25 protein-coding genes are annotated in these 26062 nt (G+C 72.6%); 17 read left to right on the top strand and 8 right to left on the bottom strand.

The genetic code is table 11. From position 1 onward, the window contains the following. Positions 1-89: 89 nt before the first annotated feature. Positions 90-683 (bottom strand): preprotein translocase subunit YajC, encoded by a 594-nt coding sequence (locus tag QZV97_RS09100; protein ID WP_295641411.1) that lies wholly within the window; start codon positions 681-683, stop codon positions 90-92. A gap of 22 nt (positions 684-705) precedes the next feature. After that, positions 706-1293 carry an Lrp/AsnC family transcriptional regulator gene (locus QZV97_RS09105; RefSeq protein WP_295641413.1) on the bottom strand — a complete coding sequence of 196 codons (588 nt, stop codon included), beginning with the start codon at positions 1291-1293 and terminating at the stop codon, positions 706-708. A gap of 192 nt (positions 1294-1485) precedes the next feature. Here QZV97_RS09105 and QZV97_RS09110 point away from each other — a divergent pair, with 192 nt between their 5' ends. The 5 genes from QZV97_RS09110 to QZV97_RS09130 all read left to right on the top strand — a co-directional run bounded on the left by QZV97_RS09110 (position 1486) and on the right by QZV97_RS09130 (position 7887). Then, positions 1486-5049, top strand: a complete 3564-nt coding sequence (locus tag QZV97_RS09110; RefSeq protein ID WP_295641415.1) for an indolepyruvate ferredoxin oxidoreductase family protein — start codon at positions 1486-1488, stop codon at positions 5047-5049. Between the two features lie 28 nt (positions 5050-5077). Next, positions 5078-5947, top strand: a complete 870-nt coding sequence (locus QZV97_RS09115; RefSeq protein WP_295641417.1) for a DUF4743 domain-containing protein — start codon at positions 5078-5080, stop codon at positions 5945-5947. Between the two features lie 131 nt (positions 5948-6078). Then, positions 6079-6642: a cytochrome b gene (locus QZV97_RS09120; RefSeq protein ID WP_295641419.1), complete on the top strand. Its 564-nt coding sequence runs from the start codon at positions 6079-6081 to the stop codon at positions 6640-6642. Positions 6643-6683: 41 nt separating this feature from the next. Continuing rightward, positions 6684-7271 (top strand): YceI family protein, encoded by a 588-nt coding sequence (locus QZV97_RS09125; protein ID WP_295641421.1) that lies wholly within the window; start codon positions 6684-6686, stop codon positions 7269-7271. Between the two features lie 43 nt (positions 7272-7314). Then, the gene (locus QZV97_RS09130; RefSeq protein ID WP_295641465.1) at positions 7315-7887 is read left to right on the top strand and encodes a YceI family protein; all 573 of its coding nucleotides are present in this window, start codon (positions 7315-7317) and stop codon (positions 7885-7887) included. Here the strand turns inward: QZV97_RS09130 and QZV97_RS09135 are convergent. Further along, positions 7877-9709 carry an ATP-binding protein gene (locus tag QZV97_RS09135; RefSeq protein WP_295641424.1) on the bottom strand — a complete coding sequence of 611 codons (1833 nt, stop codon included), beginning with the start codon at positions 9707-9709 and terminating at the stop codon, positions 7877-7879. The two genes, QZV97_RS09130 and QZV97_RS09135, sit on opposite strands and share 11 nt — an antisense overlap. A gap of 75 nt (positions 9710-9784) precedes the next feature. On the opposite strand from QZV97_RS09135, the gene QZV97_RS09140 reads away from it, so the two are divergent. From QZV97_RS09140 to QZV97_RS09160, 5 genes are all read left to right on the top strand, one after another. After that, positions 9785-10375 carry a YceI family protein gene (locus tag QZV97_RS09140; protein WP_295641426.1) on the top strand — a complete coding sequence of 197 codons (591 nt, stop codon included), beginning with the start codon at positions 9785-9787 and terminating at the stop codon, positions 10373-10375. Between the two features lie 21 nt (positions 10376-10396). After that, complete coding sequence (locus tag QZV97_RS09145; protein ID WP_295641428.1) at positions 10397-11335, top strand: MBL fold metallo-hydrolase; 939 nt, start codon at positions 10397-10399, stop codon at positions 11333-11335. Between the two features lie 62 nt (positions 11336-11397). Then, positions 11398-12783: an AAA family ATPase gene (locus tag QZV97_RS09150; protein ID WP_295641430.1), complete on the top strand. Its 1386-nt coding sequence runs from the start codon at positions 11398-11400 to the stop codon at positions 12781-12783. Positions 12784-12785: 2 nt separating this feature from the next. Next, positions 12786-13211, top strand: coding sequence for a hypothetical protein (locus QZV97_RS09155; protein ID WP_295641433.1), 426 nt, complete (start codon positions 12786-12788; stop codon positions 13209-13211). 8 nt (positions 13212-13219) lie between these two features. After that, a complete protein-coding gene (locus QZV97_RS09160) occupies positions 13220-14707 on the top strand; it encodes a VWA domain-containing protein (RefSeq protein WP_295641435.1) in 1488 nt (495 codons plus the stop codon). Here QZV97_RS09160 and QZV97_RS09165 read toward each other — a convergent pair whose 3' ends face one another. After that, positions 14708-14887, bottom strand: a complete 180-nt coding sequence (locus QZV97_RS09165) for a hypothetical protein (protein ID WP_295641437.1) — start codon at positions 14885-14887, stop codon at positions 14708-14710. It abuts the gene before it with no gap. Between the two features lie 84 nt (positions 14888-14971). Beyond that, positions 14972-16543: an alkaline phosphatase D family protein gene (locus QZV97_RS09170; RefSeq protein ID WP_295641439.1), complete on the bottom strand. Its 1572-nt coding sequence runs from the start codon at positions 16541-16543 to the stop codon at positions 14972-14974. 156 nt (positions 16544-16699) lie between these two features. Between QZV97_RS09170 and QZV97_RS09175 the strand changes: the two genes are divergently transcribed. Then, entirely contained in the window at positions 16700-16936 is a 237-nt protein-coding gene (locus QZV97_RS09175) for a hypothetical protein (protein WP_295641441.1), read from the top strand. Between the two features lie 10 nt (positions 16937-16946). Here the strand turns inward: QZV97_RS09175 and QZV97_RS09180 are convergent, their stop codons facing one another. Continuing rightward, on the bottom strand, positions 16947-17885 hold the full coding sequence (locus QZV97_RS09180) for a LysR family transcriptional regulator ArgP (protein ID WP_295641443.1): 939 nt from the start codon (positions 17883-17885) through the stop codon (positions 16947-16949). Between the two features lie 102 nt (positions 17886-17987). Between QZV97_RS09180 and QZV97_RS09185 the strand changes: the two genes are divergently transcribed. Genes QZV97_RS09185 through QZV97_RS09200 form a run of 4 tightly spaced genes read left to right on the top strand, consistent with a single transcriptional unit; the run spans position 17988 to position 21410 of the window. Beyond that, complete coding sequence (locus QZV97_RS09185) at positions 17988-18641, top strand: LysE/ArgO family amino acid transporter (RefSeq protein WP_295641445.1); 654 nt, start codon at positions 17988-17990, stop codon at positions 18639-18641. 13 nt (positions 18642-18654) lie between these two features. Next, positions 18655-19977, top strand: a complete 1323-nt coding sequence (locus QZV97_RS09190) for a D-amino acid dehydrogenase (RefSeq protein ID WP_295641447.1) — start codon at positions 18655-18657, stop codon at positions 19975-19977. Between the two features lie 38 nt (positions 19978-20015). After that, positions 20016-20285 carry a MoaD/ThiS family protein gene (locus QZV97_RS09195; protein ID WP_295641449.1) on the top strand — a complete coding sequence of 90 codons (270 nt, stop codon included), beginning with the start codon at positions 20016-20018 and terminating at the stop codon, positions 20283-20285. 36 nt (positions 20286-20321) lie between these two features. After that, positions 20322-21410, top strand: coding sequence for an exo-alpha-sialidase (locus QZV97_RS09200; protein ID WP_295641451.1), 1089 nt, complete (start codon positions 20322-20324; stop codon positions 21408-21410). A 270-nt stretch (positions 21411-21680) separates the two neighbouring features. Here the strand turns inward: QZV97_RS09200 and QZV97_RS09205 are convergent, their stop codons facing one another. Further along, on the bottom strand, positions 21681-22628 hold the full coding sequence (locus QZV97_RS09205; protein WP_295641453.1) for a LysR family transcriptional regulator: 948 nt from the start codon (positions 22626-22628) through the stop codon (positions 21681-21683). Between the two features lie 103 nt (positions 22629-22731). Here QZV97_RS09205 and QZV97_RS09210 point away from each other — a divergent pair, with 103 nt between their 5' ends. Then, positions 22732-24252 (top strand): CoA-acylating methylmalonate-semialdehyde dehydrogenase, encoded by a 1521-nt coding sequence (locus QZV97_RS09210; RefSeq protein ID WP_295641455.1) that lies wholly within the window; start codon positions 22732-22734, stop codon positions 24250-24252. Here QZV97_RS09210 and QZV97_RS09215 read toward each other — a convergent pair whose 3' ends face one another. Next, positions 24253-24690: a hypothetical protein gene (locus QZV97_RS09215; RefSeq protein ID WP_295641458.1), complete on the bottom strand. Its 438-nt coding sequence runs from the start codon at positions 24688-24690 to the stop codon at positions 24253-24255. A 236-nt stretch (positions 24691-24926) separates the two neighbouring features. Here QZV97_RS09215 and QZV97_RS09220 point away from each other — a divergent pair, with 236 nt between their 5' ends. Further along, positions 24927-26012, top strand: coding sequence for a hypothetical protein (locus QZV97_RS09220; protein ID WP_295641461.1), 1086 nt, complete (start codon positions 24927-24929; stop codon positions 26010-26012). The last annotated feature ends 50 nt before the right edge of the window (positions 26013-26062 follow it).

Consider the following 26062-nt stretch of genomic DNA (forward strand, 5'->3'; position numbering starts at 1 on the left):
GCTTAGCGGCTCGGGAGTCGGCGTCGCGACAGCACCCGCCCGGCGGTGGGTGCAAAGGCGGCGAAGGAATCCGGCGTGACCGCGGTGCCTCAGGACTCGCGCGAGGACGCCGCGTCGCCCAGCACCACGCCCATGCCCAGGCCGCCCGCGGCCGCGCCGCCGCCCATGCCGCCACCGCCTCCCGCGCCTGCGGCCCCGCCGCGGCCTCCGCCGCCGGCGCCGCCGCGCGAGTCGCCGTCGCGGCCGCCGCGAACCGTGCGGCTGGGGCCGGACGGCGGCAGGCTCAGGCTGTCGGGGATCGGATCCAGGCCCAGCTGGACCCGCAGGTCGGCGCGCAGCGACTCGACCAGCGGCTGGGTCTCGACATGCTCGCCGGCCAGCAGCGCCCGCGCGCAACCCGCCGCCAGCTCCACCTGCGGCAGCGAGCCGAAGAGCACGATGTCGGCGAGCGCCTCCTCGAGCTGCCCGTGGTCGCCGCCGGCCGCGGCCGGCGAGAACGACCCGGCCAGCGCCCGGTAGGCCGCGACCAGCGACTTCAGGCGCTCGGTCTCCTGCCGGTTCTCGCGCTGGCGCTGCGTCTGCACGCGCTGCATGACGAAGACGCGCAGCGCCAGCAGCACCACCGCGACCACCAGCGAGGCGATCAGCGTCAGCGTGAAGGGTCCGAGATCGAGGTTGCGCATGGGACGGAGTGTGCCCTCGGCCTCAACGCACGCCGGCCCGGGCCAGGTGTCCGAGCGGCAGCGCCGCGCCGGCCTTCACCTCGCCGAGCGAGAAGCTGGTGTGGATGTCCTTCACGTTGGGCAGGTTCAGCAGCGTCTCCAGCGAGAAGCGCGAGAAGGCATCGAGGTCGGTCGCCATGACCTGCAGCTCGAAGGTGCCCGAGCCGCTGATGTAGTGGCAGGCGATGACCTCGGGCAGCTTGCGGATCGCGTCCTCGAGCGCGCGCGTCGTGCTGCCGGTGTTGCGGTCGGCGTCCACGCGCACGAAGGCCAGCACGCCCAGGCCGATCCTGTGGCGGTCGATGTCGGCGCGGTAGCCGCGGATGTAGCGCTGCTCTTCCAGCCACTTGACGCGCCGCCAGGTCGGCGCCGGCGACAGGCCGATGCGGCTGGCGAGTTCGGCGTTGCTCAGGCGCGCATCCTGCTGCAGCTCGGCGAGGATCGCGATGTCGTAGCGGTCGAGCGCGCTGCCGTGCGGAGCCGCGGCGTCGTCGCCGGGCTCCGCCGGCTGCGGCCGGACCGCGCCGCGCGACACCCGGGTTTGCCCTGAAGTCTGTTTTCTCGATGGCATTTGCTTGCTCGAGCGCTGTTTTGAGAAACACCCTTGCGCGAAGCATGCTCCAGAAGGCATAGAAAGAAAAGACATGCCGGCCCGCATTGCCTACACTGCGGCGCATCCCCACCGGGTCCTGCGCCGGCACGCGCCCGCCACAAGCGAGTGCGTGCCGCGCACCCTCAAGCCCCAGGCAGGAGCCTTGACGCCATGAACGCCCCGCTGCCCGAGTCGATCCGCCGTGCCCTCGAGACGGTGACCCTGGACGACAAGTACGCCCTCGAATCCGGGCTGGCCTTCATGAGCGGCGTGCAGGCGCTGGTGCGACTGCCGATGCTGCAGCGGACGCGCGACGCCGCCGCCGGGCTCAACACCGCCGGCTTCATCAGCGGCTACCGCGGCAGCCCGCTCGGCACCTACGACCAGGCGCTGTGGGCCGCGAAGAAGCACCTCGCCGCCAACCACATCGTCTTCCAGCCCGGCGTCAACGAGGAACTGGGCGCGACCGCGGTCTGGGGCACGCAGCAGCTCGACCTCTACCCCGAGAGCAAGAAGTTCGACGGCGTGTTCGGCATCTGGTACGGCAAGGGCCCGGGGGTCGATCGCTGTTCCGACGTGTTCAAGCACGCCAACATGGCGGGCACCGCCCGGCACGGTGGCGTGATCGCGATCGCCGGCGACGACCACATCGCCAAGAGCAGCACCGCGGCCCACCAGAGCGACCACATCTTCAAGGCCTGCGGCACGCCGGTGTTCTTCCCGTCCAGCGTGCAGGAGATCCTGGACCTGGGCCTGCACGCCTTCGCGATGAGCCGCTTCTCGGGCGTGTGGTCGGGCATGAAGACGATCCAGGAGATCGTCGAGTCCTCGGCCAGCATCAGCGTCGACCCGGACCGCGTGAAGATCGTGCTGCCGGAGGACTTCGCGATGCCGCCCGGCGGCCTGCACATCCGCTGGCCCGACGCGCCGCTCGAGCAGGAAGCGCGGCTGATGGATCACAAGTGGTACGCGGCGCTGGCCTACGTGCGCGCCAACAAGCTCAACCACACGGTGATCGACTCGCCGAACGCGCGGCTGGGCCTGATCGCCAGCGGCAAGAGCTACAACGACACGCGCCAGGCGCTGCACGACCTGGGCCTGGACGACGCGGCCTGCCGGCGCATCGGCATCCGACTGCACAAGGTCGGCGTCGTGTGGCCGCTCGAGGCGACGATCACGCGCGAGTTCGCGACCGGCTTGACCGAGATCCTGGTGATCGAGGAGAAGCGCCAGGTCATCGAGTACCAGCTCAAGGAAGAGCTCTACAACTGGCGGCCCGACGTGCGGCCCAACGTGCTGGGCAAGTTCGACGAGCCCGAGGGCGACAGCTCCGGTGGCGAATGGAGCCGCCCCAACCCCAGCGGCAACTGGCTGCTGCGCGCCCAGGCCGACCTGACGCCGGCGATCATCGCGCGCGCCATCGGCAAGCGGCTCGTCAAGCTGGGCGTCGATGCCGACACGCGGGCCCACATCGAGTCGCGCCTGGCCGTGATCGACGCGAAGGAGCGGTCACTGAAGGCGCTGAGCGTCGACACCGGCGACCGCGCCCCCTGGTTCTGCAGCGGCTGCCCGCACAACACCAGCACCAAGGTGCCCGAGGGCTCGCGCGCGATGGCCGGCATCGGCTGCCACTACATGGTGGTGTGGATGGACCGCAGCACCACCACCTTCACGCAGATGGGCGGCGAGGGCGTGCCCTGGGTCGGGCAGGCGCCGTTCACGACCGAGAAGCACCTGTTCGCCAACCTCGGCGACGGCACCTACTTCCACAGCGGCCTGCTGGCGATCCGCCAGAGCATCGCGGCGGGCGTCAACGTCACGTACAAGATCCTCTACAACGACGCGGTCGCGATGACCGGCGGGCAGCAGGTCGGCGAGCGGCCCGAGGGCCACTCGGTGCTGCAGATCATGAAGAGCCTGACGGCCGAGGGCGTGAAGAAGCTGGTCATCGTCACCGACGAGCCGGGCAAGTACGACGGCGTCGCGCTGGAAGCCGGCGTCACCGTGCACCACCGCGACGAGCTCGACCGCCTGCAGCGCGAGTTCCGCGAGATCCCCGGCTGCACCGCGATCATCTACGACCAGACCTGCGCGACCGAGAAGCGGCGCCGCCGCAAGCGCGGCACGATGGTCACGCCCGAAGAGACGGTGATCATCAACGAGGCGGTCTGCGAGGGCTGCGGCGACTGCTCGGTCCAATCGAACTGCCTGTCGGTCGAGCCGGTCGAGACCGAGTTCGGCCGCAAGCGCCGCATCAACCAGAGCAGCTGCAACAAGGACTACTCCTGCGTGAAGGGCTTCTGCCCGAGCTTCGTCACCGTGACGGGCGCGAAGCTGAGAAAGCCCAAGAAGGACAAGGCGCGCGATCCCTTCAGCCTGCCGGCGCTGCCCGAGCCGGTGCTGCCGCTGGCCGAGCAGGCCTGGGGCATCCTGGTCGCCGGCGTCGGCGGCACCGGCGTCATCACCATCGGCCAGCTGCTGGGCATGGCGGCCCACCTGGAAGGCAAGGGCGTCGTCACGCAGGACGCCGGCGGCTTGGCGCAGAAGGGCGGCGCGACCTGGAGCCACATCCAGATCGCCAACCGGCCCGAGGCCATCTTCTGCACCAAGGTCGGCACGGCCGAGGCCGACCTGGTGATCGCCTGCGACGCGATCGTCGCCGCCAAGAAGGACACGCTGGCGGTGATGCGCGAAGGCCGCACGCACGTCGCGCTCAACACCCACGGCACGCCGACGGCGGCCTTCGTGAAGAACCCGGACTGGCAGTTCAAGGGCGGCAACTGCGAGAGCGTGATCGAGGCGGCGATCGGCACCAACGCCAACCTCGGCAAGTTCGACGCCGACCGCCTGGCGACCGCACTGCTCGGCGACGCGATCTACACCAACCCGCTGATGCTGGGCTACGCCTGGCAGCGGGGCTGGATCCCGCTGTCCCAGGCCGCGCTGCTGCGCGCGATGGAGTTGAACGGCGTGCAGGTCGACAACAACAAGGCCGCCTTCGAGTGGGGTCGCCGCACCGCGCACGACCCGGCCTCGGTGGCCGCGCTGACGGCCACCGCGCAGGTGATCCAGTTCGCGAAGAAGCCCGCGCTCGACGAGCAGATCGCGACCCGCACGGCCTTCCTCACCGACTACCAGAACGCCGGCTACGCGGCCGACTACCGCGCCTTCGTCGACCGGGTGCGTGCCGCCGAGGCACCGCTGAACTCGACGCGCCTGACCGAGGCCGTGGCGCGCTACCTCTTCAAGCTGATGGCCTACAAGGACGAGTACGAGGTCGCGCGCCTGCACACCGACCGCAGCTTCCACGAGCGCATCGCGCAGCAGTTCGAGGGCGAGGCCAGGCTGCACTACCACCTGGCGCCGCCGGCGATCGCGAAGAAGAACGAGAAGGGCGAACTGATCAAGCGCGAGTTCGGGCCCTGGATGCTGCGCGCCTTCCGCGTCCTGGCCCGGCTCAAGGGCCTGCGCGGCAGCGCCTTCGATCCCTTCGGCCGCACCGAGGAGCGCCGCACCGAGCGCGCGCTGATCGGCGAGTACCGCGCGTGCATCGAGGAACTGCTGCGCACGCTGGCCGCCGGGAACGTGGCGCTGGCCGCCGAGATCGCGCGCATCCCCGAAGAGATCCGCGGCTACGGCCACGTCAAGGAGCGCCACCTGAAGGCGGCCCGCGAGAAATGGGCCACGCTGATGGCGCGCTGGCGCGCCGGCGGCGGCGAGCGCGCCGCCGCCTGATCCGCCCCCCCGGCGCACGCGCACGCGCATGCCGCAGGCGCCCCGCTTCGAGGCCATCGCTGCCGCACGGCGCCACGACGCAGCCGCGCGGATGCCGCTGCGGCTGGGCGGTCGGGCCGTCGGCTCGGTCGCCATCGCCTGCCTGGACGCGCTGCGCGAGCACGCCGCCTGGCTGACGCTGCGCGACGACGCGCTGACGACCGACCTCGCCGGCGCGGCGCTGGACGCCGCCTTCGCGCAGACGCACCGCGCGTTGCAGCGCATCGGCCTGGTCACCGGCTGGCGCGACGAGACCTACGCCATCGTGCCGGGCCTCGGCGCCCCGCCGCTGGCCCGCATCGAGCGCGCCGCGTCGCGCTTCTGGGGCAGCCTGACCTTCGGTGCGCACGCCAACGGCCACGTCGTCGATGCCGCCGGGCGGCCCAGCCACCTGTGGATCGCGCAGCGCGCCTGGACCAAGCCCACCGATCCCGGCCTGCTCGACAACCTGGTCGGCGGCGGCGTGCCCTGGGACCAGACACCCCAGCAGACGCTGGTGCGCGAAGGCTGGGAGGAAGCCGGCCTCGACGCCGCGACGATGGCGCACGCCGTGCCGGGCCGCGTGATCGAGCTGAAGCGCGACCTGCCCGACTGCAGCGGCCACGGGCTGCAGTGGGAGCAGCTCTTCGTCTTCGACCTGGCGCTGCCAGCCGGGCTGCTGCCGCGCAACCAGGACGGCGAGGTCGAATCGCTGCGCCTGCTGCCCGTCGACGAGGCGCTCGCGCTGGCGGCCGGCGGCGCGATGACGGTGGACGCGGCCCTGGTGACGCTGGACTTCGCCTTGCGCCACCGCCTGCTCGCACCGGCCGACCACGCCCGGCTCGCCGCGCGCGCCGCCCATCTGTTCGTCTCGGGCTGAGCGCGGCCCGCGGGCCTTCGGGCCGGGCGGGTGCGTCCGCGCGGCATCCCGCTCCGTATGTCTTTTTTGAATCGTCGCGTCACAAACGCTGAACCCTTGGGCGCAGGTCCGTCTCTACAGTGCCTTCATCGATGAACACGACCGCCACTTCCCCCTCCCGCTACACCGGCACCGCGATCGCCCTGCACTGGCTGCTGGCGGCCGCGATCCTGGGCAGCGCCGCCTTCGGCTGGTACATGAGCGGACTGCCATTCTCGCCGCAGCGGCTCAAGCTCTACAACTGGCACAAGTGGGCCGGGGTCACGATCCTGGCGCTGTCGGCGCTGCGCCTGGCCTGGCGCCTGACGCACCGGCCGCCGGCGCTGCCGCGCCAGGTCCAGCAGGCGATGCCGGGCTGGCAGGTCCGGGCCTACCACGCGACGCATCACCTGATGTACGCGCTGTTCTTCGCCGTGCCGCTGGCCGGCTGGGCCTACAGCTCGATGTCGGGCTTCCCGATCGTGCTGTTCGGCGTGCTGCCGTTGCCGGACTTCGTGGCGGTCGACAAGGAGTTCGCCAAGGTCTTCAAGCCGGTCCACGCGATCCTGGCGTACACGCTGCTGGCGCTGGTGGCGCTGCACGTGGCGGCGGCCGTCAAGCATCACGTCGTCGACCGCGACGGGCTGCTGCTGCGCATGCGTCCGGGGCGCGGCTGAACCGTCGATCCGATCACGAACAAGCACTCCAAGAGGTCCTCATGAGAACGCTCTCCGTCACCCTGGTCAGCCTGGCTTCGGCCGCCTTGCTGACCCTCGCCCTGGCCGATCCGGCCGTCGCACAGGCCGCCCCCGCCAAGCTGCTGCCCGGCAGCGAGATCGGCTTCGTCAGCAAGCAGATGGGCGTGCCGGTCTCCGGCAAGTTCACCAGGTTCGACGCCCAGATCGCCTTCGACCCCAGGAAGCCCGAGACCGGCAAGGTCGGCTTCACGATCGACATCGGCAGCGCCACGATCGGCGACCCCGAGACCGACCGCGAGCTGCCGAAGGCGCCGTGGTTCAACGCGGCGAAGTTCCCGCAGGCCAGCTTCCAGTCCAGCAGCATCAAGGCACTGGGTGGCGGCCGGTTCGAGGTCGCCGGCAAGCTGGCGATCAAGGGCAACAGCCAGGACGTCGTCGTGCCGGTGGCGCTGACGCAGTCCGGCGGCAACAGCACGGCCACCGGCGCCTTCGCGATCAAGCGCCTCGCCTTCAAGATCGGCGAAGGCGAGTGGACCGACACCTCGATGGTCGCCGACGAGGTGCAGGTGAAGTTCAAGCTCGCGCTGACCGGCGTGGGCCCGCTCTGATCCCGACCTCCCTTTCCTCACCCACCCGCAAGGACCCACGATGATCCGCAAGACCCTGCTCGCCACCGCCTTCGCCCTGTTCGCTGCCGCCGGCGGTGCGCAGGCGCAGAGCGCGACCTACGCGATCGACCCGACCCACACCTTCGCCAACTTCGAGGCGGCGCACTTCGGCACTTCGACGATCCGCGGCCGCTTCGACAGGAAGGAAGGCACGGTGCAGTTCGACCGCGCCGCCAAGACGGGCAAGGTCGACCTGACGATCGACATGAGCTCGGTCAGCACCGGCGTTGGCCCGCTCAACGAGCACCTGAAGAGCAAGGACTTCTTCAACGCCGCTGAGTTTCCGACCGCGAAGTTCGTCGCCGACAAGTTCAGCTTCGGCGGCGACAAGGTCACCGAGATCGCCGGCACGCTGACGCTGCTGGGCAAGACCAACCCGGTCGTGCTGAAGGCGAGCAACTTCAACTGCTACCAGAACCCGATGCTCAAGCGCGAGGTCTGCGGCGGCGACTTCGAGACCACGATCCAGCGCAGCCAGTACGGCATGAGCTACGGCCTGCCGGGCATCCCCGACAACATCCGCCTGCTGGTGCAGGTCGAAGCCGTCAAACAGTGATGTCCAGGTGCAGCGACGGCCCGAGGCCGCCGCGCGCCTCGGCCGGCGCCAGATAGCGCGCCAGCAGCGCGTTCAGCTCGCGGGCCCGGAAGGGCTTGGCGAGATGCTCGTCCATGCCGGCCGCGAAGCAGCGGTCGCGATCGCTCTCGTGCGCATTGGCCGTCAGCGCGACGATCGGCACGCGCGGGCGGCCCTGCCGCTGCTCGCGGTCCCGGATCTCGCGCGTCGCGGCAAAGCCGTCGAGCTCGGGCATCTGGCAGTCCATCAGCAGCAGGTCGGGCGACGAGGCTTCCCAGCGCTGCACCGCCTGCGCGCCGTTCTCGACCAGGTCGACCTCGAGGCCGGCCTCGCGCAGCATCGCCTCAACGACCAGTGCATTGACCGGGTTGTCCTCGGCCACCAGCACGCGGCCGAGCAGCCGCTGCGGCAGGCCGGGCAGGTCGGTCGGCGGCGGCTGCGTGTCGGGCAGGTCCGGCGGCAGCGGCACTTCGAAGGCGAACACCGAGCCCACGCCCGGTGCGCTGTGCGCGTCCAGGCTGCCGCCCATCGCGCGGGCCAGTTCGCGCGCGATCGTCAGGCCCAGGCCGGCGCCGCCGAAGCGGCGGTCGAAGCTGCCGTCGGCCTGGTGGAAGGCGTCGAAGATGATCTCCAGCTGCGACGGCGGGATGCCGCGGCCGCTGTCCTCGACCTCGATGCGCACGTGCGCCGTCTCGGGGTCGCGCAGCGCGCGGATGCGCACGCCGCCCTCGTCCGTGAACTTGACGGCGTTGCCGACGAGGTTGTGCAGCACCTGGCGCACCCGCACCGCGTCGCCGCGCATCCAGCCGCCGGACGCCCCGAGCCCGCCGGTGTCGACCTCGATCGACAGGCCCTTCTCACCGGCGCGACCGCCGGCCAGCAGCGCGACCTCCTCGATCACCGCGCTCAGGTCGAAGGGCTCGTCGGCCAGCTGCAGGCGGCCGGCCTCGATGCGCGCGAAGTCGAGCACGTCGCTGATGAGGCCCAGCAGGTGCTCGCCCGAGCGCTCGATCAGCGCCAGCTTGCGCGCGCGCTGGTCGGGCGCGCCGCCGGCGTCGCGCAGCTGCTCGGCCAGGCCCAGGATGCCGTGCAGCGGCGTGCGCATCTCGTGGCTCATCGTCGCCAGGAACTGGCTCTTGACGGCGCTGTGGCGCTCGGCCAGCGCCAGGGCCTGCGTGTGCGCCGCGGCCTCCTGCTCGAGCAGCAGGCGCAGACGCAGCAGCTCGTTGGTGTGACGCCCCGAGGTGCGGCCCTCGAACAGCAGGAAGGCCTGGAACAGCAGCAGGCCGATGCCGCCGTACAGCCCGACGACGCCGCCCGAGACCAGCTCGGTCGCCGCCGCCGGCAGCAGCACGCCGGCCGAGAAGCCCAGGTGCAGCGGCCCGTGCACCGGCAGCACCATGCCGGCGATCGCCACCACCGCCAGCAGCGTGACCAGCAGCAGGGCCTCGATCACGCCGTCGACCTGGGGCAGGAACAGGACGCCGGCCAGGCCCCAGAGGCAGCCATCGACGACGACGACGGCGGTGAACCAGCGGCGCCAGTCGGCGTCGCTCCAGCTGCCGGGCTTGCGATAGCGCCAGCGCACCCACTGCCGCAGCGCGAGCACCGCGACCTTGAGCACCAGCCAGGCCAGCAGCCCCGGCAGCGCGACGCGACCCCACAGCAGCGCGGCCAGCAGCAGCGCCGCCGAGAGATTGGTCCACGCCGAGGCGCGGGTGCGCTCGACCAACAGCGCGACCTGGGCGGCCAGCAGGCGCCGATCCAGCTCGGGCGGGTCGGCGGCGGTCGGGGGCGCGGGCACGTCGTGGGGCGGAGGGCAGGACGCGGCAATTTACGACATCGAGCGCGGCGCGGGACCCCCGATCACAATGCCCCGATGCGAAAAGTCCTGGCACTTCTGCTCGCCGCGGCGGCGCCGGCGCTCCCGGCCGCGCCGGTGGACTATGTCCTCGACCCGCAGCACAGCTGGGTCCAGTGGGAGGTGGCGCACTTCGGCACCTCGACGATCCGCGGCCGCTTCGGGCCGGCCGAGGGCGTCGTCACGCTGGACCGGGCGGCCGGCCGCGGCGAGGTCAGCGTGTCCCTGCCGACCGCGTCGGTGAGCACGGGCATCGGCGTCTTCGACGCCCACCTGCGCGGTGTGGACCTGCTGGACACCGCGACCCATCCCACCGCGTGGCTGGTGGCCCGGCAGCTGCGTTTCGACGGCGAGCGGCTGGTCGAGCTGCGCGGCGAGTTCACCTGGCGCGGCGTCAGCCAGCCGCTCACGCTGACCGCGCAGCGCTTCGGCTGCTACCTGCATCCCGTGCTGAAGCGCGAGGTCTGCGGCGGCGACTTCGAGGGCCGCCTCAAGCGCAGCGACTTCGGCGCCGGCTACGGCCTGCCGCTCGTCGCCGATGCGGTGACGCTGCGCGTGCAGGTCGAGGGCGTGCGCACCGACGCGCCGGCGGCGTCGCCGGCGCGCTGAAGCGGCCGCTACAGTGGCCGCATGACGTCCCCGCCCGCGAGCTCGCTCGATGGCCTGACCGTGCTCGAGCGCGGCTGGCTGTCGTCGAACAACGTGCTGCTGCATGGCGCGCCCGGCCAGGGCGCGACGCTCGTCGACAGCGGCCACTGCACCCATGCTGCGCAGACCGTCGCGCTGGTGCAGCGGTCGCTGGCGGGCGAGCCGCTCGAGCGCATCGTCAACACCCACCTGCACTCCGACCACTGCGGCGGCAATGCGGCGCTGCAGGCCGCCTTCCCGGGCCTGCCGGCCGACGTGCCGGCCGGCGAGTTCGACGCCGCGCGGCGCTGGGACGAGGACGCGCTCAGCTACCGTGCGACCCGCCAGCGCTGCGAGCGCTTCGCGGTGCGCGGCCGCATCGAGGCCGGGACGTCCTTGCGCGTCGGCGCGCGCCGCTGGGAGGTCGTCGCCGCGCCCGGCCACGACCCGCAGGCGCTGATGCTGTTCGACGCCGCGCACGGCGTGCTGATCTCGGCCGACGCGCTGTGGGAGAACGGCTTCGGCGTCGTCTTCCCCGAGCTCGACGGCGAGTCGGCCTTCGACGACGTCGCCGCGGTGCTGGACGCCATCGCGCGCTTGCCGGTCGCGCTCGTGATCCCCGGCCACGGCGCGCCTTTCACCGACGTGTCCGGTGCGCTGGCGCGCGCCCGCAGCCGCCTGGCGAGCTGGCGCGCCGCGCCCGACAAGCACGCGCGCCACGCGGCCAGGGTGCTGCTGAAGTACCACCTGATGGAAGAACGCGAGCAGTCGCTCGCCGACCTGCAGGCCTGGGCCGCCGCCGCGCCGCTGCTGCAGCGCCTGCACGAGCGCATCGGCCGGGCCGAGGCGGCAGGGCCTGGCGCCTGGGGCCTGCGGCTCGCGGGCGAACTGGTCGCGGCCGGGGCCTTGCGCGCGGACGGCGAGCGCATTCACGACGCCTGAGCAGGTGCCGTTTGACCGGGCCGGTTTGACCGTCCTTCGGCGCGCCGACCACAATCGGCCGCATGCCCTCTCCCCTGTCGCCCGAGCGCCTGCAGGCGCTGATCGCCCACCTCGAAGCCGGCCTGCTGGAACGCGGCGAAGCCGTGCGCCTGGCGCTGCTGGCCGCACTGGCCGGCGAACACGTGCTGCTGATCGGCCCGCCGGGCACCGCCAAGAGTGCGCTGGCGCGGCGGCTGCAGCATGCCTTCGCGGGGGCGCGCTACTTCGAGCGGCTGCTGACGCGCTTCTCGGTGCCCGAGGAGCTGTTCGGCCCGCTGTCGCTCAAGGCGCTGGAAGACGACCGCTACGAGCGCCTGACCGACGGCTACCTGCCGACCGCCGGCATCGCCTTCCTCGACGAGGTCTTCAAGGCCAACTCGGCGATCCTCAATGCGCTGCTGACCCTGCTGAACGAGCGCGAGTTCGACAACGGCAGCGCGCGCGTCAGGACGCCGCTGGTCTGCGTCGTCGGCGCGACCAACGAGGTGCCGACCGACGAGGCCCTGCAGGCCTTCTACGACCGCTTCCTGCTGCGCGTGCCGGTGCAGCCGGTCAGCGACGCGGGCTTTGCCGCGCTGCTGGAACTCGATGCGACGGCCGCCGACGAACCGGCGCCGGTGACGCCGCAGGAGCGCTTCGCGCTGGCGCTGCGGCGCGAAGCGGTGGTGCTGGGCGACGCGGCGACGGCCGCGCTGAAGGCGGCGCGCGACTGGCTGCGCGAGCAGGCGATCACGGTGTCGGACCGCCGCTGGCGCCAGACCGTCGGCCTGCTGAAGACCGCCGCCGCGAGCAGCGGCCGCGACGCGGTCGCCGTGCTCGACCTGTGGCTGCTGCCGTATTGCCTGGCCGAGCAGCCGGCGCAGGTCGCGCGGCTCGCGAGCTGGGTCGAGGACGAGTGGCTGGGCACGCGCGCGATCGAGGCGCCCTGGCTCACGCGCGCAGTGGAGGCCTTCGAGCAGCAGCTCGGCCTCGAGACCACGCCGCGCCAGGACGACGGCGAGGCCGGCAAGCTGGCGCTGGCCCGGTCCATCGCCGGGCCCGGCGACGGCAGCGAGCTGACGCGCATCGTCAGCGCCACGCTCGAGGCGAAGCTGCAGCCGCGCTACGGGCCGCTGCACGTCGAGGCACGCGTCGCGCAGGTCGACGAGCTGCTGGAGCGCGCTGCCGCCCACCTGCAGCCGCTGCGCGCGCGCGCGCTGGCGATGCAGGACGCGCTGCGGCAGGCGCCGTGGCTGCCCCCCGCGCTGGCGCAGCGCATCGTCGACGCTCACGAGGACTCGGTACAGACGGTGAGCGACCGCGTCGAGCGCCTGCAGATCGTTCGTGCGGGCTTCGCGGCCTTGCCGATCGACACCGCCCTGACGGATGCCCCGCGGCCGGTGACCTGGAGTGAGGCGCAGGCGGCGTGAGCGTGGCGCCGTCGCTCCTTGCCGCCGGGCTGCTGGCTCTGGCCGGCGCGGCGAGCGCCCAGGCGCCGATGCCGCAGGGCGCGGCCCTGGAGCGCGCCCTGGTGGGCCTGTGGTGCAGCCCGGACGACGCAGGCCGCGGCTGCTGGGCCTGGGATCGCTTCTTCCCCGACGGCCGCTTCGAGGCCTGCGGCCGCGCCGCGGGCGACCCGCGACCCTTCCGCGGCAGCGGCCGCTTCAGCGTCGTCGGCCAGCGCATGTGCTACGTCGTCGATTCGGCGAGCGAGAACTTCTGGCTGCGGCCCGGTGCGCGCTACTGCACCGACATCGTCGCGATCGATCGCCGCACGCACCGCTACCGCGACATCGACACGCAGGCCGAGTTCGTGCTCCAACGCCGGCCGCCGGCGCAACGGCGCTGCCCGTCCTGAGAACCGCGATGTCGCTTGCCGCCGCGATCGACCGCCCCTACGACCGCCTGGCGTCGCTGCCGCGCGAGTTGTGGCTGCCGGGCCTGACCGGCGCCTTCGGCGACACCGCGGCGCGGCTCGCGCACGCCGAGCGCTGGCTGGCCGCGCTCGAGCGCGGCGAGCTGCCGACGGTCGATCTCGACTTCGGCGACCCGCAGGCGGTGGGCCCGCTGCGCCGCGCGATCGGCGAGCTGGAGCTGCCGGCCGTCGCCAGCGGCGTGCCGGCCGCCGCGCAGCAGGTGCTGCGCACCGCCTTCTGGCATCTCGACGGGCTGATCGACCGGCCCGCCTGGCAGTCGCGCGAGGCCGCGGTCGCGGCGATGGTCGAGGCCTTTCGCGCCGAATGGGAGATCCAGCGCAGCGACTGGGAGAACGTGCGCGGCCTGCTGCAGGACCTGGGCGACCTGGCGAACCTGAAATGGGACGCGCTGCGCGGCCGGCTCGCGCGGCGCGAGTGGCGCGATGCGCAGCAGCTGTCGCAGCTGATGGCGCGGCTGCCGGCGCTGGCGGCGCTGATCGCTTCGCTGGGCCGCGGCCTGCCGCGGCCGCAGGCGCCGCGGCCCGCACCGGCAGCCCCGGGCCGCACGCGACGCCTGGGCCATGTCGTCGAGACGCGCCTGCCCGACGCGCCCGGCGAGATGCGTGGCGTGCGCCCCGGCCGCAACCTGGCGCGCATGCTGCCGTCCGAGGCGGCGCAGCTGCGCCACCCGCTGCTGCACAAGCTGTGGCGCGCGCGCCTGGCCGAGTCGCGCCTGATGGTGTGGGACGAGCAGGCGGTGCTGCTGGATGTGCGGCCGGGCGGGCCGGTGGTCGTCGACACCGCGGCGCTGCCCGAGGCGCCGCCCGTCGAGCGCGGCCCGATGCTGCTGTGCATCGACACCTCGGGCTCGATGCGCGGCGCGCCGGAGCCGATCGCCAAGGCGGTGGTGCTGGAAGCCGCGCGCACCGCGCATCGCGAGAAGCGCGCCTGCCGCTTGATCGCCTTCGGCGGGCCGGACGAGTTGATCGAGCACGAGCTGGCGTTCACGCCGGCCGGGCTGGACGCGCTGCTGGACTTCGTCGGCCAGGCCTTCGACGGCGGCACCGACCTGGCGGCGCCGGTGGCGCGCGCGGTCGATCTGGTCGAGCAGGCCCGCTGGCGGCAGGCCGACCTGCTGCTGGTCAGCGACGGCGAGTTCGGCTGCACGCCGGCCTCGCTGGCACGCCTGGACGCGGCGCGAGAAAGCCTGGGCCTGCGCGTGCAGGGCGTGCTGGTCGGCGACCGCGAGACGATGGGGCTGCTGGAGGTCTGCGACGCCATCCACTGGGTACGCGACTGGCGGCGCTACGCCGCCGATCCGGAGCAGGCCCACCGCGACGGCCACTCGCCGGTCCACAGCAAGAGCCTCACGGCGCTGTACTTCCCGAACGCCCTGAGCGAGCGTGCCAGGCGCTCGCTGCGCGACCCGGGGACCTGACTAGCGCCGGCGCGGATCGCGCGGCGCGCCGCGACGCGGCTGCTTCGGCGGGACGGTGAGCTCGAGCCCCCAGGCCGTGCCGCAGTCGGCCGGGTCGGGAGCGGGCTTCTCCACCACGCGCCCGACCCGCGCGACGCGCCAGCGCATCAGCAGTCGTCTCACGTGCAGGCTCATGTCCATGCGGCCAGTCTGCGCGGCTGCCGACGGGGCGAGCGTGAAAGTAGCGGGGCTTTGGCGGTCCAGTTCGCGCCGCGACCGCCGGTCTCAGCCGTCGCGCTGCGGTCCGGCGTGGCCGGCTTCGACGACGAAGCGCGACTGGGTGCGGATGCGCGCCTCGGCCGGCACCGGGAAGTCGGTCGCGCGCAGCTCGATGCCCAGTCGCTGCGGCGTCAGGTCCAGCAGCACGTAGCCGCGCTCGTCGCTGCGCGCGTGCAGCAGGTCGGGATTGGAGCGGCGCATCAGCGCGGTCGCGGTCTCGGACAGGCCCCGCGTCGTCAGCGAGCTGGTGACGACTTCGCTGGCCACCACCGGCGTGCGTTCGTCCTCGGGATCGGCGCGCAACCGCGCCACCACGTGGCGGTGCACGTCGCCGCCCAGGCACACGACGTTGCCCTGCGCCTGCCGGGCGATCGTCTGCATGAGGCGCCGCCGCGCCTGCGGATAGCCGTCCCAGCCGTCGCTGAAGCGGCTGCGGCCGAGCGGCGTTTCCATGCCGCCCTGCGCGATCTGCGTGCCCTGGGCCAGCAGGCGCCAGCCGCTGCGGCTGGCGGCCAGCTGTTCGGCGAGCCAGCGCTCCTGCGCCAGGCCGAACATCGTGCGCGCGGGGTCGGCCAGTTCGTCGCAGGACGTCATCACGCGGCCGCCGGCGCGACCCGGCGGGTTGCACGGCTGGGTCGAGCGGTACTGCCGGCCGTCCAGCGTCCACAGGTCGGCCAGCCGGCCCCAGCGGTAGTGCTCGTGGATGCGCATGGCCGCACCCACCGGCGCCATGCGCGGCGACACCGGCATGTGCTCGAAGTAGGCCTTGTAGGCCGCGGTGCGCAAGGCCAGGAAGTCGGTCGACGAGCGGTCCTCGAAGCGCGAGGCGTCGCCGGCATAGTCGTTCTCGACCTCGTGGTCGTCCCAGGTCAGCACCCAGGGATGGGCGGCATGGGCCGCACGCAGGGCCGGGTCGAGCTTGTAGGTGACGTGGCGCTGGCGGTAGCCGGCCAGGTCGGTCGGCGCCAGCGCCTCGTGCGGCCGCACGCGGTAGCGCGCGTTGCTCGACTCGTAGATGTAGTCGCCGACGAACAGCACGAGGTCGATGTCGCGGTCGGCGATCTCGCGATGCAGCGCGAACTCGCCCTGCTCGTAGTGCTGGCAGGACGCCAGCACGATGCGCAGCCGATCGACCGGAGCGTCGGCGGCCGGCGCGGTGCGGGTGCGCCCCACGGGGCTGAGCGCATCGCCAGCGCGGAAGCGATAGAAGAAACGGCGGTCGGGCGCCAGGCCGGCCACTTCGGCGTGCACGCTGTGCGCGTGCTCGGGGCGCGCCAGCACCGTGCCGCGGCGCAGGCCGGTCGCGAAGGCTTCGTCCTCGGCCAGCTCCCAGTGCACTTCGATCGGCGCGTCGGGCAGGCCGCCCAGCGGCTCGCGCGGGCGCGGCGCGAGGCGGGTCCACAGCAGCACGCTGTCGGGTGCCGGCATGCCGCTTGCAACGCCGAGGCTGAAGGGATCGTCGCCCGACGGCGGCAGGCGCTCGATGCGGTCGCTGCCCAGGCCGGGGCCGAACAGCGCACCGAGGGCCAGCGCCGCAGCGCCGCCCCCGACGCGAGCAAGCAGGTGGCGGCGGTCCATGGTGATGGAGATTGTGCCCGGGCGGTCCCGCCCGACCGGTCGGGCGCGCGGGTCGCAGGGAGCTTTCGGTCACGATCTCCCCACTCGGGACGATGGGACACCCGAAGCCGATGGTCTAGGCTGAAGCATGGAGTCGCAATGCGCTGGAGCAAGGGCATGAACCACGTCTCGCTGCAAGCCTTGACCTGGGGCACCGTGGGTGCGGCGATCGTCAGCGCGATGCTGCTGGCCGCGGCCGGGGACGAGCATGCCGCCGCGCTGCGCTTCGAGCCGCCGTCGGCCGGCCCGCGGCAGGCGCCGAGGCTGCTGCCGGGTGCACGGGCGCCGTCACCGTCGTTGCGCGAGGCGCGGCCGGCCGGCTCCGCGCCGTCGGATCCCGCCGAGCGCCGCTGACACGGGGAGTTCAGGGCCCCAGCGCCGCCCGCGCGCCGCGCATCAGCGCCGCGCCGACCTCGTCGAGCCGCGCGGCACGGGCCGGCGCCGCGCCCTCGCCACCCAGCTTCCACTGGTGCCAGTGCAAGGCGACCTCGATCGCCATGTCGGGCCGCAGGCGCAGCAGCTCGCCGCGCGCAAGGCGCTCGCGCACCTGCAGTTCGGGCACGACACCGATACCCCAGCCCAGCACCGCCGCGTGCACGTAGGCCTCGGACGACGGCACGAAACGCTCCTCGAGCCGCGGCGCCTTCACGCCGAAGGCGCGCGACACCCACTGCGCCTGCATGTCGTCCTTGCGGTTGAAGACCAGGAAGGGCACGCGCGCGAAGTTGCCGCGGTGCAGGCCCTCGGCCGCGTCGCCGCCGAGCTGACGCTCGACATAGCCCGGGCTCGCCACCGCGATGTAGGGCATCACGCCCAAGGGTTCGACGCGGCAGCCGCGCAGGGCCTGCGGCACCGTCGACACGCAGCCCAGCACCTGCCCCTGGCGCAGCCACTCGTGGGTGAAGTCCTGGTCGTCGACGATCAGCTCGAGCCCGAAGCCGTCCTGCAGGCCCTGCTGCACCAGCGCGTCCAGCGCCGGCAGCACCCAGGTCGCCAGGCTGTCGGCGTTGACCGCGATCGGCAGGCGGGCCTGGCCACGCAGCGGCTCGCCCAGCTCGCGGGCCACGTCGGCGCGCATCGCCTGCAGCTGGCGCGCGAAGCGCAGCAGGACCTTGCCCGGCTCGGTGAGCCGCAACGGCCGCGAGCGCACCACCAGCAGCTGACCGACCTGCGCCTCCAGGGCCCGCAGCCGCTGCGACACGGCCGACTGCGTGATCGACAGGCGCTGCGCCGCGCGCTCGAAGCTGCCGTCGTCGGACAACGCGGCCAGGCAGTCCAGCGCGGCGGGGTCGAGGTCCTGCATGGGAGCTCCGGGCGGGTCGATCGGAGGATCAGTCCTTCTAATATAAGACGAAGAACTTGAATCCCGCTTCACTCGCGCCCGGGCGCTGAACACAATCCCGCCATGGATGTGACCTCGCCGCTGCTCGCCCCTGCCGTGCCGGCAGCGCTGCTGCAGGGCGGGCTGATGATGGCCGGGCTGATCGTCGCGATCGGCGCGCAGAACGCGCTGGTGCTGCGCCAGGGCGTGATGCGCGCGCACGTGCTGCCGGTCGTGGCGCTGTGCACCGTCTCGGACTGGCTGCTGGTCGCGCTCGGCGTGTTCGGCCTGGGCGCGCTGATCGCGAGCCAGCCGCTGCTGATGGAGGCGTTCCGCTACGGCGGCGCGGCCTTCCTGGCCGGCTACGGCGCGCTGGCCGCCCGGCGCGCCTGGCTCGGTCAGTCGGGCGGGCTGCAGCTGGCCGGCCGGGGCAGCTCGCTGGCCGGGGCGCTGACCAGCACCCTGGCCATGACCTATCTGAATCCGCACGTCTATCTCGACACCGTGGTGCTGATCGGCGGCGTCGGCGCGCAGCATGAAGGCATGGCGCGGCTGGCCTTCGTGGCCGGCGCCTGGTTCGCGTCGGCAGCCTGGTTCGCGATGCTCGGCTTCGGCGCCGCCGGCGCCGCACGCTGGCTGGGCCGGCCGCAGGTCTGGCGCGCGATCGACGCGCTGGTGGCGGTGGTGATGTGGACGGTGGCGCTGCAGTTGCTTGCGACCCCGTTGCGGTCTGCCTGAGTAGGAGCGAAACATGAAAGTCGTCGTCCTGGGTGCCGGCATCGTCGGCGTCAGCACTGCCTGGTACCTGCTGGAGCAGGGCCACGAGGTGACGGTGGTCGATCGCCAGCCCGATGCGGCGCTCGAGACCAGCTTCGCCAACGGGGCGCAGATCTCGGTCAGCTTCTGCGAGCCCTGGGCCCACCCCGATGCGCCGCTGAAGGTGCTGAAGTGGCTGGCGCGCGACGACTCGCCGCTGCTCTTCCGTCCCAGGCTCGACCCCTGGCAGTGGCGCTGGGGCCTGGCCTTCCTGACCCAGTGCACCGACGGCGCGTTCGAGCGCAACGTGCAGCAGCTGGTGGCGCTGGGCCGCTACAGCCACGAGTCGCTGAAGGGCCTGGTCGCGCAGACCGGCATCGAATACCACCGCCTCGAGCGCGGCATCCTGCACTTCTTCGGCAGCCAGAAGGACCTCGAGGCCGGCGCGGCCGGCGCCGAGGTGATGCGCCGTCACGGCGTCGATCGCCGCGTGCTGTCGCGCGAGGAGGTCCTGAAGGTCGAGCCGGCGCTCGCGAGCTACGGTTCGCGCATCGCCGGCGGCACCTACACGCCCGGCGACGAGTCCGGCGACGCGCGTGTCTTCACGCAGGAGCTGGCGCGCCGCTGCATCGCCCGCGGCGCCCGCTTCCTCTTCGGCCACGGCGTCGACGGCCTGGCGCAGGAGGGCGGCCGCATCGCCTCGGCCCGCGTGCGCGAGCTGGCCACCGGCAGGACGATGGCCCTGCAGGCCGACGCCTATGTCGCGGCGATGGGCTCGTACACCGCGCCGCTGCTGCGGCCGCTGGGCGTGCACCTCAACATCTATCCGGCCAAGGGCTACTCGGCGACGCTCAAGCTGCGGCAACCCGAGCGCGCCAGCGTCGTCAGCATGATCGACGACGCGCGCAAGATCGCGATCTCGCGCCTGGGCGACCAGGTGCGCATCGCCGGCACGGCCGAACTGGCCGGCTACGACACCGGCCTCGACAGCGCCACCTCGCGCGTGCGCTGCCAGGCGCTGGTCAAGCGCTACGAGGAGATCTTCCCCGGTGTGGCCGACGCCAGCGAGCCCAACTTCTGGACCGGCCTGCGGCCCAGCACGCCGACCAACATCCCCTACATCGGCCGCAGCAAGCTCGGCAACCTGTGGGTCAACGCCGGCCACGGCACGCTGGGCTGGACCCACGGCGCCGGCTCGGGCCGCGCGCTGGCCGAGCTGATCAGCGGCAAGCGCCCCGCGCTCGAGTTCGGCTTCTACGGCGAGCGCCCGGCCTCGGCCTGGGCCTCGGTGCACCGCACGCTGGTCCCCGGCGCCTGAGCAACGACGCTGCACGGCCGCTGCACAATCCAGCGGCCATGGTCACCGTCACCTTCACGGCCCATCTGCAGCGGCACTTCGACTGTCCGCGCCACGAGCTGCAGGCCACGACGCTCGGCGAGGCGCTGGCCCAGGTGTTCGCGAAGCAGCCGCAGGCGCGCGGCTACATCCTCGACGACCAGGGCGCGCTGCGCCAGCATGTCGCCGTGTTCATCGACGGCCAGCGCGCCCGGGACCGGCAGCGGCTCGGCGATGCGCTGCGCGCCGACGCGCAGGTCCACGTCCTGCAGGCACTCACCGGCGGCTGAAGCCGCCTTCGCAGCCCCATCCGCACGGAGAGCCGCATGCCCGACACCCTCTGGATCGCCACCCGCAAGGGCCTGATGCAATGGTCGCGCGGCGCGGGCGGCTGGCAGCACGCGCGCGCGCACTTCCTCGGCGACCCGGTCAGCCATGTGCTCGCCGACCCGCGCGACGGCGCCGTCTACGCGTCGCTGAATCTCGGTCACTTCGGCTGCAAGCTGCATCGCAGCGACGACGGCGGCGCGCACTGGCGGGAGGTCGCCGCGCCGGCCTATCCGGCCAAGCCCGAGGGCAGCCAGGACCCGACGCCGTGGGACCTGAAGCTCCTGTGGACCGTGGCGCCCGGCGGCGCCGACGAGCCCGGCGTGCTGTGGGCCGGCACCCTGCCCGGCGGCCTGTTCCGCTCGGCCGACCGCGGCGCGAGCTGGCAGCTGATCGAGTCGCTGTGGCAGCGCGCCGAGCGCGCCGAATGGGCTGGCGGCGGCTACGACTTCCCCGGCATCCACAGCGTGCTGGTCGATCCGCGCGACAGCCGCCGCGTGATCGTCGGCGTCTCCTGCGGCGGCGTGTGGCGCACCGACGACGGTGGCGCGAGCTGGGCGCTGTCGGCCGGGGGCATGCGCGCGGCCTACATGCCGCCCGAGATGGCCTTCACCGAGAACGTCCAGGACCCGCACCGGGTCGTGCAGTGCGCGGGCGCGCCCGACACCTTGTGGGCCCAGCATCACAACGGCATCTTCGTCAGTCGCGACGGTGCGCGCAGCTGGCAGGAGATCGAGCAGGCCGGGCCGTCGGTGTTCGGCTTCGCGGTCGCGGTGCATCCGCGCGATCCGCAGACCGCGTGGTTCGTGCCCGCCGTCAAGGACGAGTGCCGCGTGCCGGTCGACGGACAGCTGGTCGTGACCCGCACCCGCGACGGCGGCAAGAGCTTCGAGAGCCTCTCTCGCGGCCTGCCGCCTGCGCCCGGCTACGACCTGATCTATCGCCATGCGCTGGTCGTCGACACGAGCGGCCAGCGCCTCGCGATGGGGTCGACCAGCGGCAATGCCTGGCTCAGCGAAGACGGCGCCGACACGTGGCACGCGCTGAGCAGCCACCTGCCCCCGATCAGTGCACTGAGCTTCGGTTGAACCGTGCATAGCTCTGGCGGGCTACAGCGACCCGGAGACAGTTCGTGACGTTGTTCGCAAGCATCTCCTACGTTCGGGGGATGGGTGTGCAACGGACCGCCTTCTACATTGCCTCCAACCGCTGTCACACGGAAGTCATCAGAGAACGCGCGACGGCACCGAGGCGATCCACCAAGAATCCCCGACGCCGCGCGAGCACCGGTCCCAACGACGTCCTTTCTGAAGGACTTCACAGCCCACCCCGCAACGGGTGGGCTTCTTTTTTGTCCGTCAGTTGTCGAAGCCGCCGGCCATTTCGAGCTTCAGGTGGTCGACAAGCGCGCGCACCGCGCGCGGGACCTGGGGGCTGAACGGGCGCAAGGCATAGATCGCGTCCCCGAAGAAGCCGACCGGCCGCCACGGCGCCAGCACCTCGCGCAGGCGGCCCGCCCTCAAGGCACCTGCGGCGCTGAAGTCCGGCAGCAGCCCGATGCCGAGACCGGCGACGACCAGGTCGCGCAGCACTTCGGAGTTGTTCGCGCGCAGCGGGCCGCTCACCGTGACGCGCACGCGCTCGGGCTCGGCGCCGCGACTGCCCTTGCCCACGGTCTTCTCGAAGGGCCACACTGCCGGACCGGACCGCAGGTAGGGCAGGCAATCGTGGCCGGCCAGTTCAGCCGGATGGGCCGGCGTGCCGCGCCGCCGCAGGTAGGCCGGCGACGCGACCAGCAGCGTGCGCGACGGGCACAGCTTCCAGGCCACATGGTTGTCGGGCGGCGCACTGGTGTGCCGGACCGCCAGGTCGTAGCCCTCGTGCGGCAGGTTGACCAGCCGGTCCGAGAGGTCCAGCTCGATGCGGATGCCGGGCCAGGTGCGCAGGAAGCCCTCGAGCCGGGGCGCCACCTGCTGCCGCCCCAGCGCCACCGGCGCGGTCAGCCGTACCAGGCCCTGCGGCTGCGAGGCCAGGTCGCGCACGCCGTGCAGGCTCTGCTCGATCTGCGCGAAGCTGGCGGCCGTCTCCTCGACCAGCTGCTTGCCGGCCTCGGTCAGGCGCACGCTGCGCGTCGTGCGCGCCAGCAGCGGCACGCCGACGGCGCGTTCCAGTTCCGCCATGCGCTGGCTGACCGCGGCCTTGGACAGGCCGAGCCGCTGCGCCGCCAGGGTGAAGCTGCCGCCCTGCGCGATCACGCCGAGCGCGTGCACATGGGGCCACAACGGGGTCTTGGTGTCGATGCTCATGCACCGATTGTTCACCCAAACGAACAATGAAGTCATCGAAATCGGCTGGTCAGCCGGCGGTCCCGCGCCTAATCTCCTGGCTCTGCACGCAAGGAGATCGAGCATGGGCGCCCCCGAAGCTTTCACCGCCACCGCCGAGATCGGCCACTTCATCGCCGGCCGCCCGGTCGCCAGCGGCAGCGGTCGCCGCCAGGCGGTCTACAACCCGGCCACCGGCGCGGTGGCGCGCCAGGTCGCGCTGGCGTCGGCCGGCGAGGTGAACGCCGCGGTCGCCGCCGCGAAGGCCGCCTTCCCCGCGTGGTCCGAGCAGCCGCCGCTGAAGCGCGCGCGGGTGCTGAACCGGTTCCTGCAACTGCTGAACGAACAGCGCGACACGCTGGCCGCGATGATCACCGCCGAGCACGGCAAGGTCTTCACCGACGCGCAGGGCGAGGTCACGCGCGGCATCGAGATCGTCGAGTTCGCCTGCGGCGCGCCGCAGCTGCTGAAGACCGACTTCACCGACCAGGTCTCGACCGGCATCGACAACTGGGTGCTGCGCCAGCCGCTGGGCGTGGTCGCGGGCATCACGCCCTTCAACTTCCCGGTGATGGTGCCGATGTGGATGTTCCCGATGGCGCTGGCCACCGGCAACACCTTCGTGCTCAAGCCCAGCGAGCGCGATCCCTCGCCTTCGCTCTTCATCGCCGACCTGCTGAAGCAGGCCGGCCTGCCCGACGGCGTGTTCAACGTCGTGCAGGGCGACAAGCTGGCAGTCGACACGCTGCTCGAGCATCCCGACGTCAAGGCGGTCAGCTTCGTCGGCTCGACGCCGATCGCGCAGTACATCTACGAGACCGGCGCGCGCCACGGCAAGCGCGTCCAGGCGCTGGGCGGCGCGAAGAACCACATGGTGGTGATGCCCGACGCCGACCTCGAGCAGAGCGTCGACGCGCTGATCGGTGCCGCCTACGGCTCGGCCGGCGAGCGCTGCATGGCGATCAGCGTCGCGGTGCTGGTCGGCGACGTGGCCGACCAGGTCGTGCCCAAGCTGGCCGAGCGCGCGAAGACCCTGAAGATCAGCAACGGCATGGAGCTCGACGCCGAGATGGGCCCGATCGTCACGGCCGAGGCGAAGGCGCGCATCGAGGGCTACATCGACGTCGGCGTGAAGGAAGGCGCGACGCTGGTCGTCGACGGCCGCGGCTGCCGGGTCCCCGGCCACGAGAACGGCTTCTTCACCGGCGGCACGCTGTTCGACCACGCGACGCCGTCGATGCGCATCGTCAAGGAAGAGATCTTCGGCCCGGTGCTGGTGTGCGTGCGCGTGCCCGACTTCAAGTCGGCGGTCGATCTGGTCAACAGCCACGAATTCGGCAACGGTGTCGCCTGCTTCACGCGCGACGGCAACGTCGCCCGCGAGTTCTCGCGGCGCGTCCAGGTCGGCATGGTGGGCATCAACGTGCCGATCCCGGTGCCGATGGCCTGGCACGGCTTCGGCGGCTGGAAGAAGAGCCTGTTCGGCGACCTGCACGCCTACGGCGAGGAAGGCGTCCGCTTCTACACGAAGCAGAAGTCGATCATGCAGCGCTGGCCCGAGAGCACCCCGAAGGGTGCCGAGTTCACGATGCCGACCTCGAAGTGATCAGGCGCCCGGCCAATTCCAGTTCAGCTTGACCGCCTGCTGCGTCAGCGTCAGGTCCTTGCGCTGCACGCGCCCGTCGACCTCGGCCTCGATCGTGTAGCGGCCCGGCGGCAGGTCCATCACCAGGATCGGGCCGGCGTTGCGGATCTCGGTCGTGACGCCGCGCGCATCACGCACGGTCACGCGCTCGGCGACGACGTACTGGCCGCCCTGGCCACTGAAGACGTTGCGCAGCGCGAAGCCGCCCTGCATCCGTTCGATCGCGATGCGCGCTTCCTCGCCGGCTCCGCCGTTGAGGTAGGCGATCGAACCGGCGCGTTCGATGCGGGGCGAAGGCGGCATGCCGTCGCCGGCCGTCTCGGCGAGGCCTTGCGTGGTGGTCAGCGCCATGAAGGCGGCCATCGATCCGATGGCGATCGCGGTGACGAGCTTGTTCATGCGGGCTCCTCGGCAGGTGGGAATGCGCGACTTCATGACTGCACTTTAGGAAGCGGCCGCTCCCGCGGCCATCGGCGCGCGCCGCGATCGCTTGTCGGCGCCGGCCTACACGCGCACCCCGCATTCGAGGGGTCGGCCCGGACGGCCCGCGCGTGACGGATTGATCGTTTGGCGGGGGGCCGCCGACGCCGCCTGTCGCAATGCGACGGCCAGGGCGGTTCCACAATCGACCGGTCATGTCCCCTGAAACGGCCAGCGTCGAAGCGGCCGACCTCGAGGCCGCGCGAGCGGCCTATGCGGCCGGGCTGTACGCACAGGCGCACAGCGCGGCGCTCGCGCAGTGGCGCGTGGGCAGCGAAGGCCGCGGCGCGGCGGGCCGGCTGGCGGTGCACGCGGCGTTCCGGCTCGGCGAGTACGGCGCGGCCAGCGAGATGCTGGCGGCCGTGATGGCCGAGACGGGCCTCAGCGCCACCACCCAGGACCGCTTCGACCTGCTGGCCGTGGCCGTCGTCGTGCGCGGCGAGCTGGCCGACTACGCCGCCTCGATCGACGCGCTGCGCCAGTTGCACGACCACAGCGCCCGGCTCGCGTCCCTGACCAACCATGTGCGGGCGCGCGGGACCGCCGCGGTGTGCCTCGCGCTGCTCGGCGACTGCTGGGCCGCCCTGCGCCTGCTGGCCGAGGCCGCCGAGCACCTGCAGTCGATGCCCGATGCGGCCGCGCTCGAGGCCACCGTGCGCAGCAACCAGGCGTCGTCCTGCCTGCAGGCGGCGCGCCTCGCGCTGCAGGCGGGCGACGGTGCCGCCTTCGATGCCCGGCTGGTCGATGCCGATGCGAGCACGGCGCGCACCTGCGAGCTGGCCGCGCAACTCGGCGACGCGCGCATGGCCGCCTTCGCCGACGTGCATGCCGCCGAGTCGGCCTTGCTGCGCGGCCGGGCGGCCGACGCGCTGGACCTGCTGCAGCCGGCGCTGGCGCAGGCGCGCGCCAGCGGCCTGGACGGCCACGTGCGCCGCCTGATGCTGCTGCAGGCGCAGGCCCAGCTGGCCTGCGCCGATGCCCCGGCGGCCGACGCGACGCTCGACCAGGTGCTGCTGTCGCTGCACGAAGGCCACGACTGGTCGAGCCGGCTCGAATGGTTCGAGCAGCGCCACGCCACGCGCCGCGCGCTGGGCGACATGGCTTCGGCGCTGGAGGCCCTGCAGGCCTGGCGCGCGCTGGCATCGCGACGCCATGCCCGCCAGCTGGAGGCGCAGTCGCGCTTCCTGCGCTTGCGGCTGGAACTGGAGCACCTGTACCGGCAGCCGTGGCGCAGCGGCTAGCTGTCGAGTTCCAAGAGGTTGCTCACAGCCGGGATGCGGCTCATGGGCGG

The organism is uncultured Methylibium sp. (assembly GCF_902826655.1).
GTDB lineage: Bacteria > Pseudomonadota > Gammaproteobacteria > Burkholderiales > Burkholderiaceae_C > Methylibium.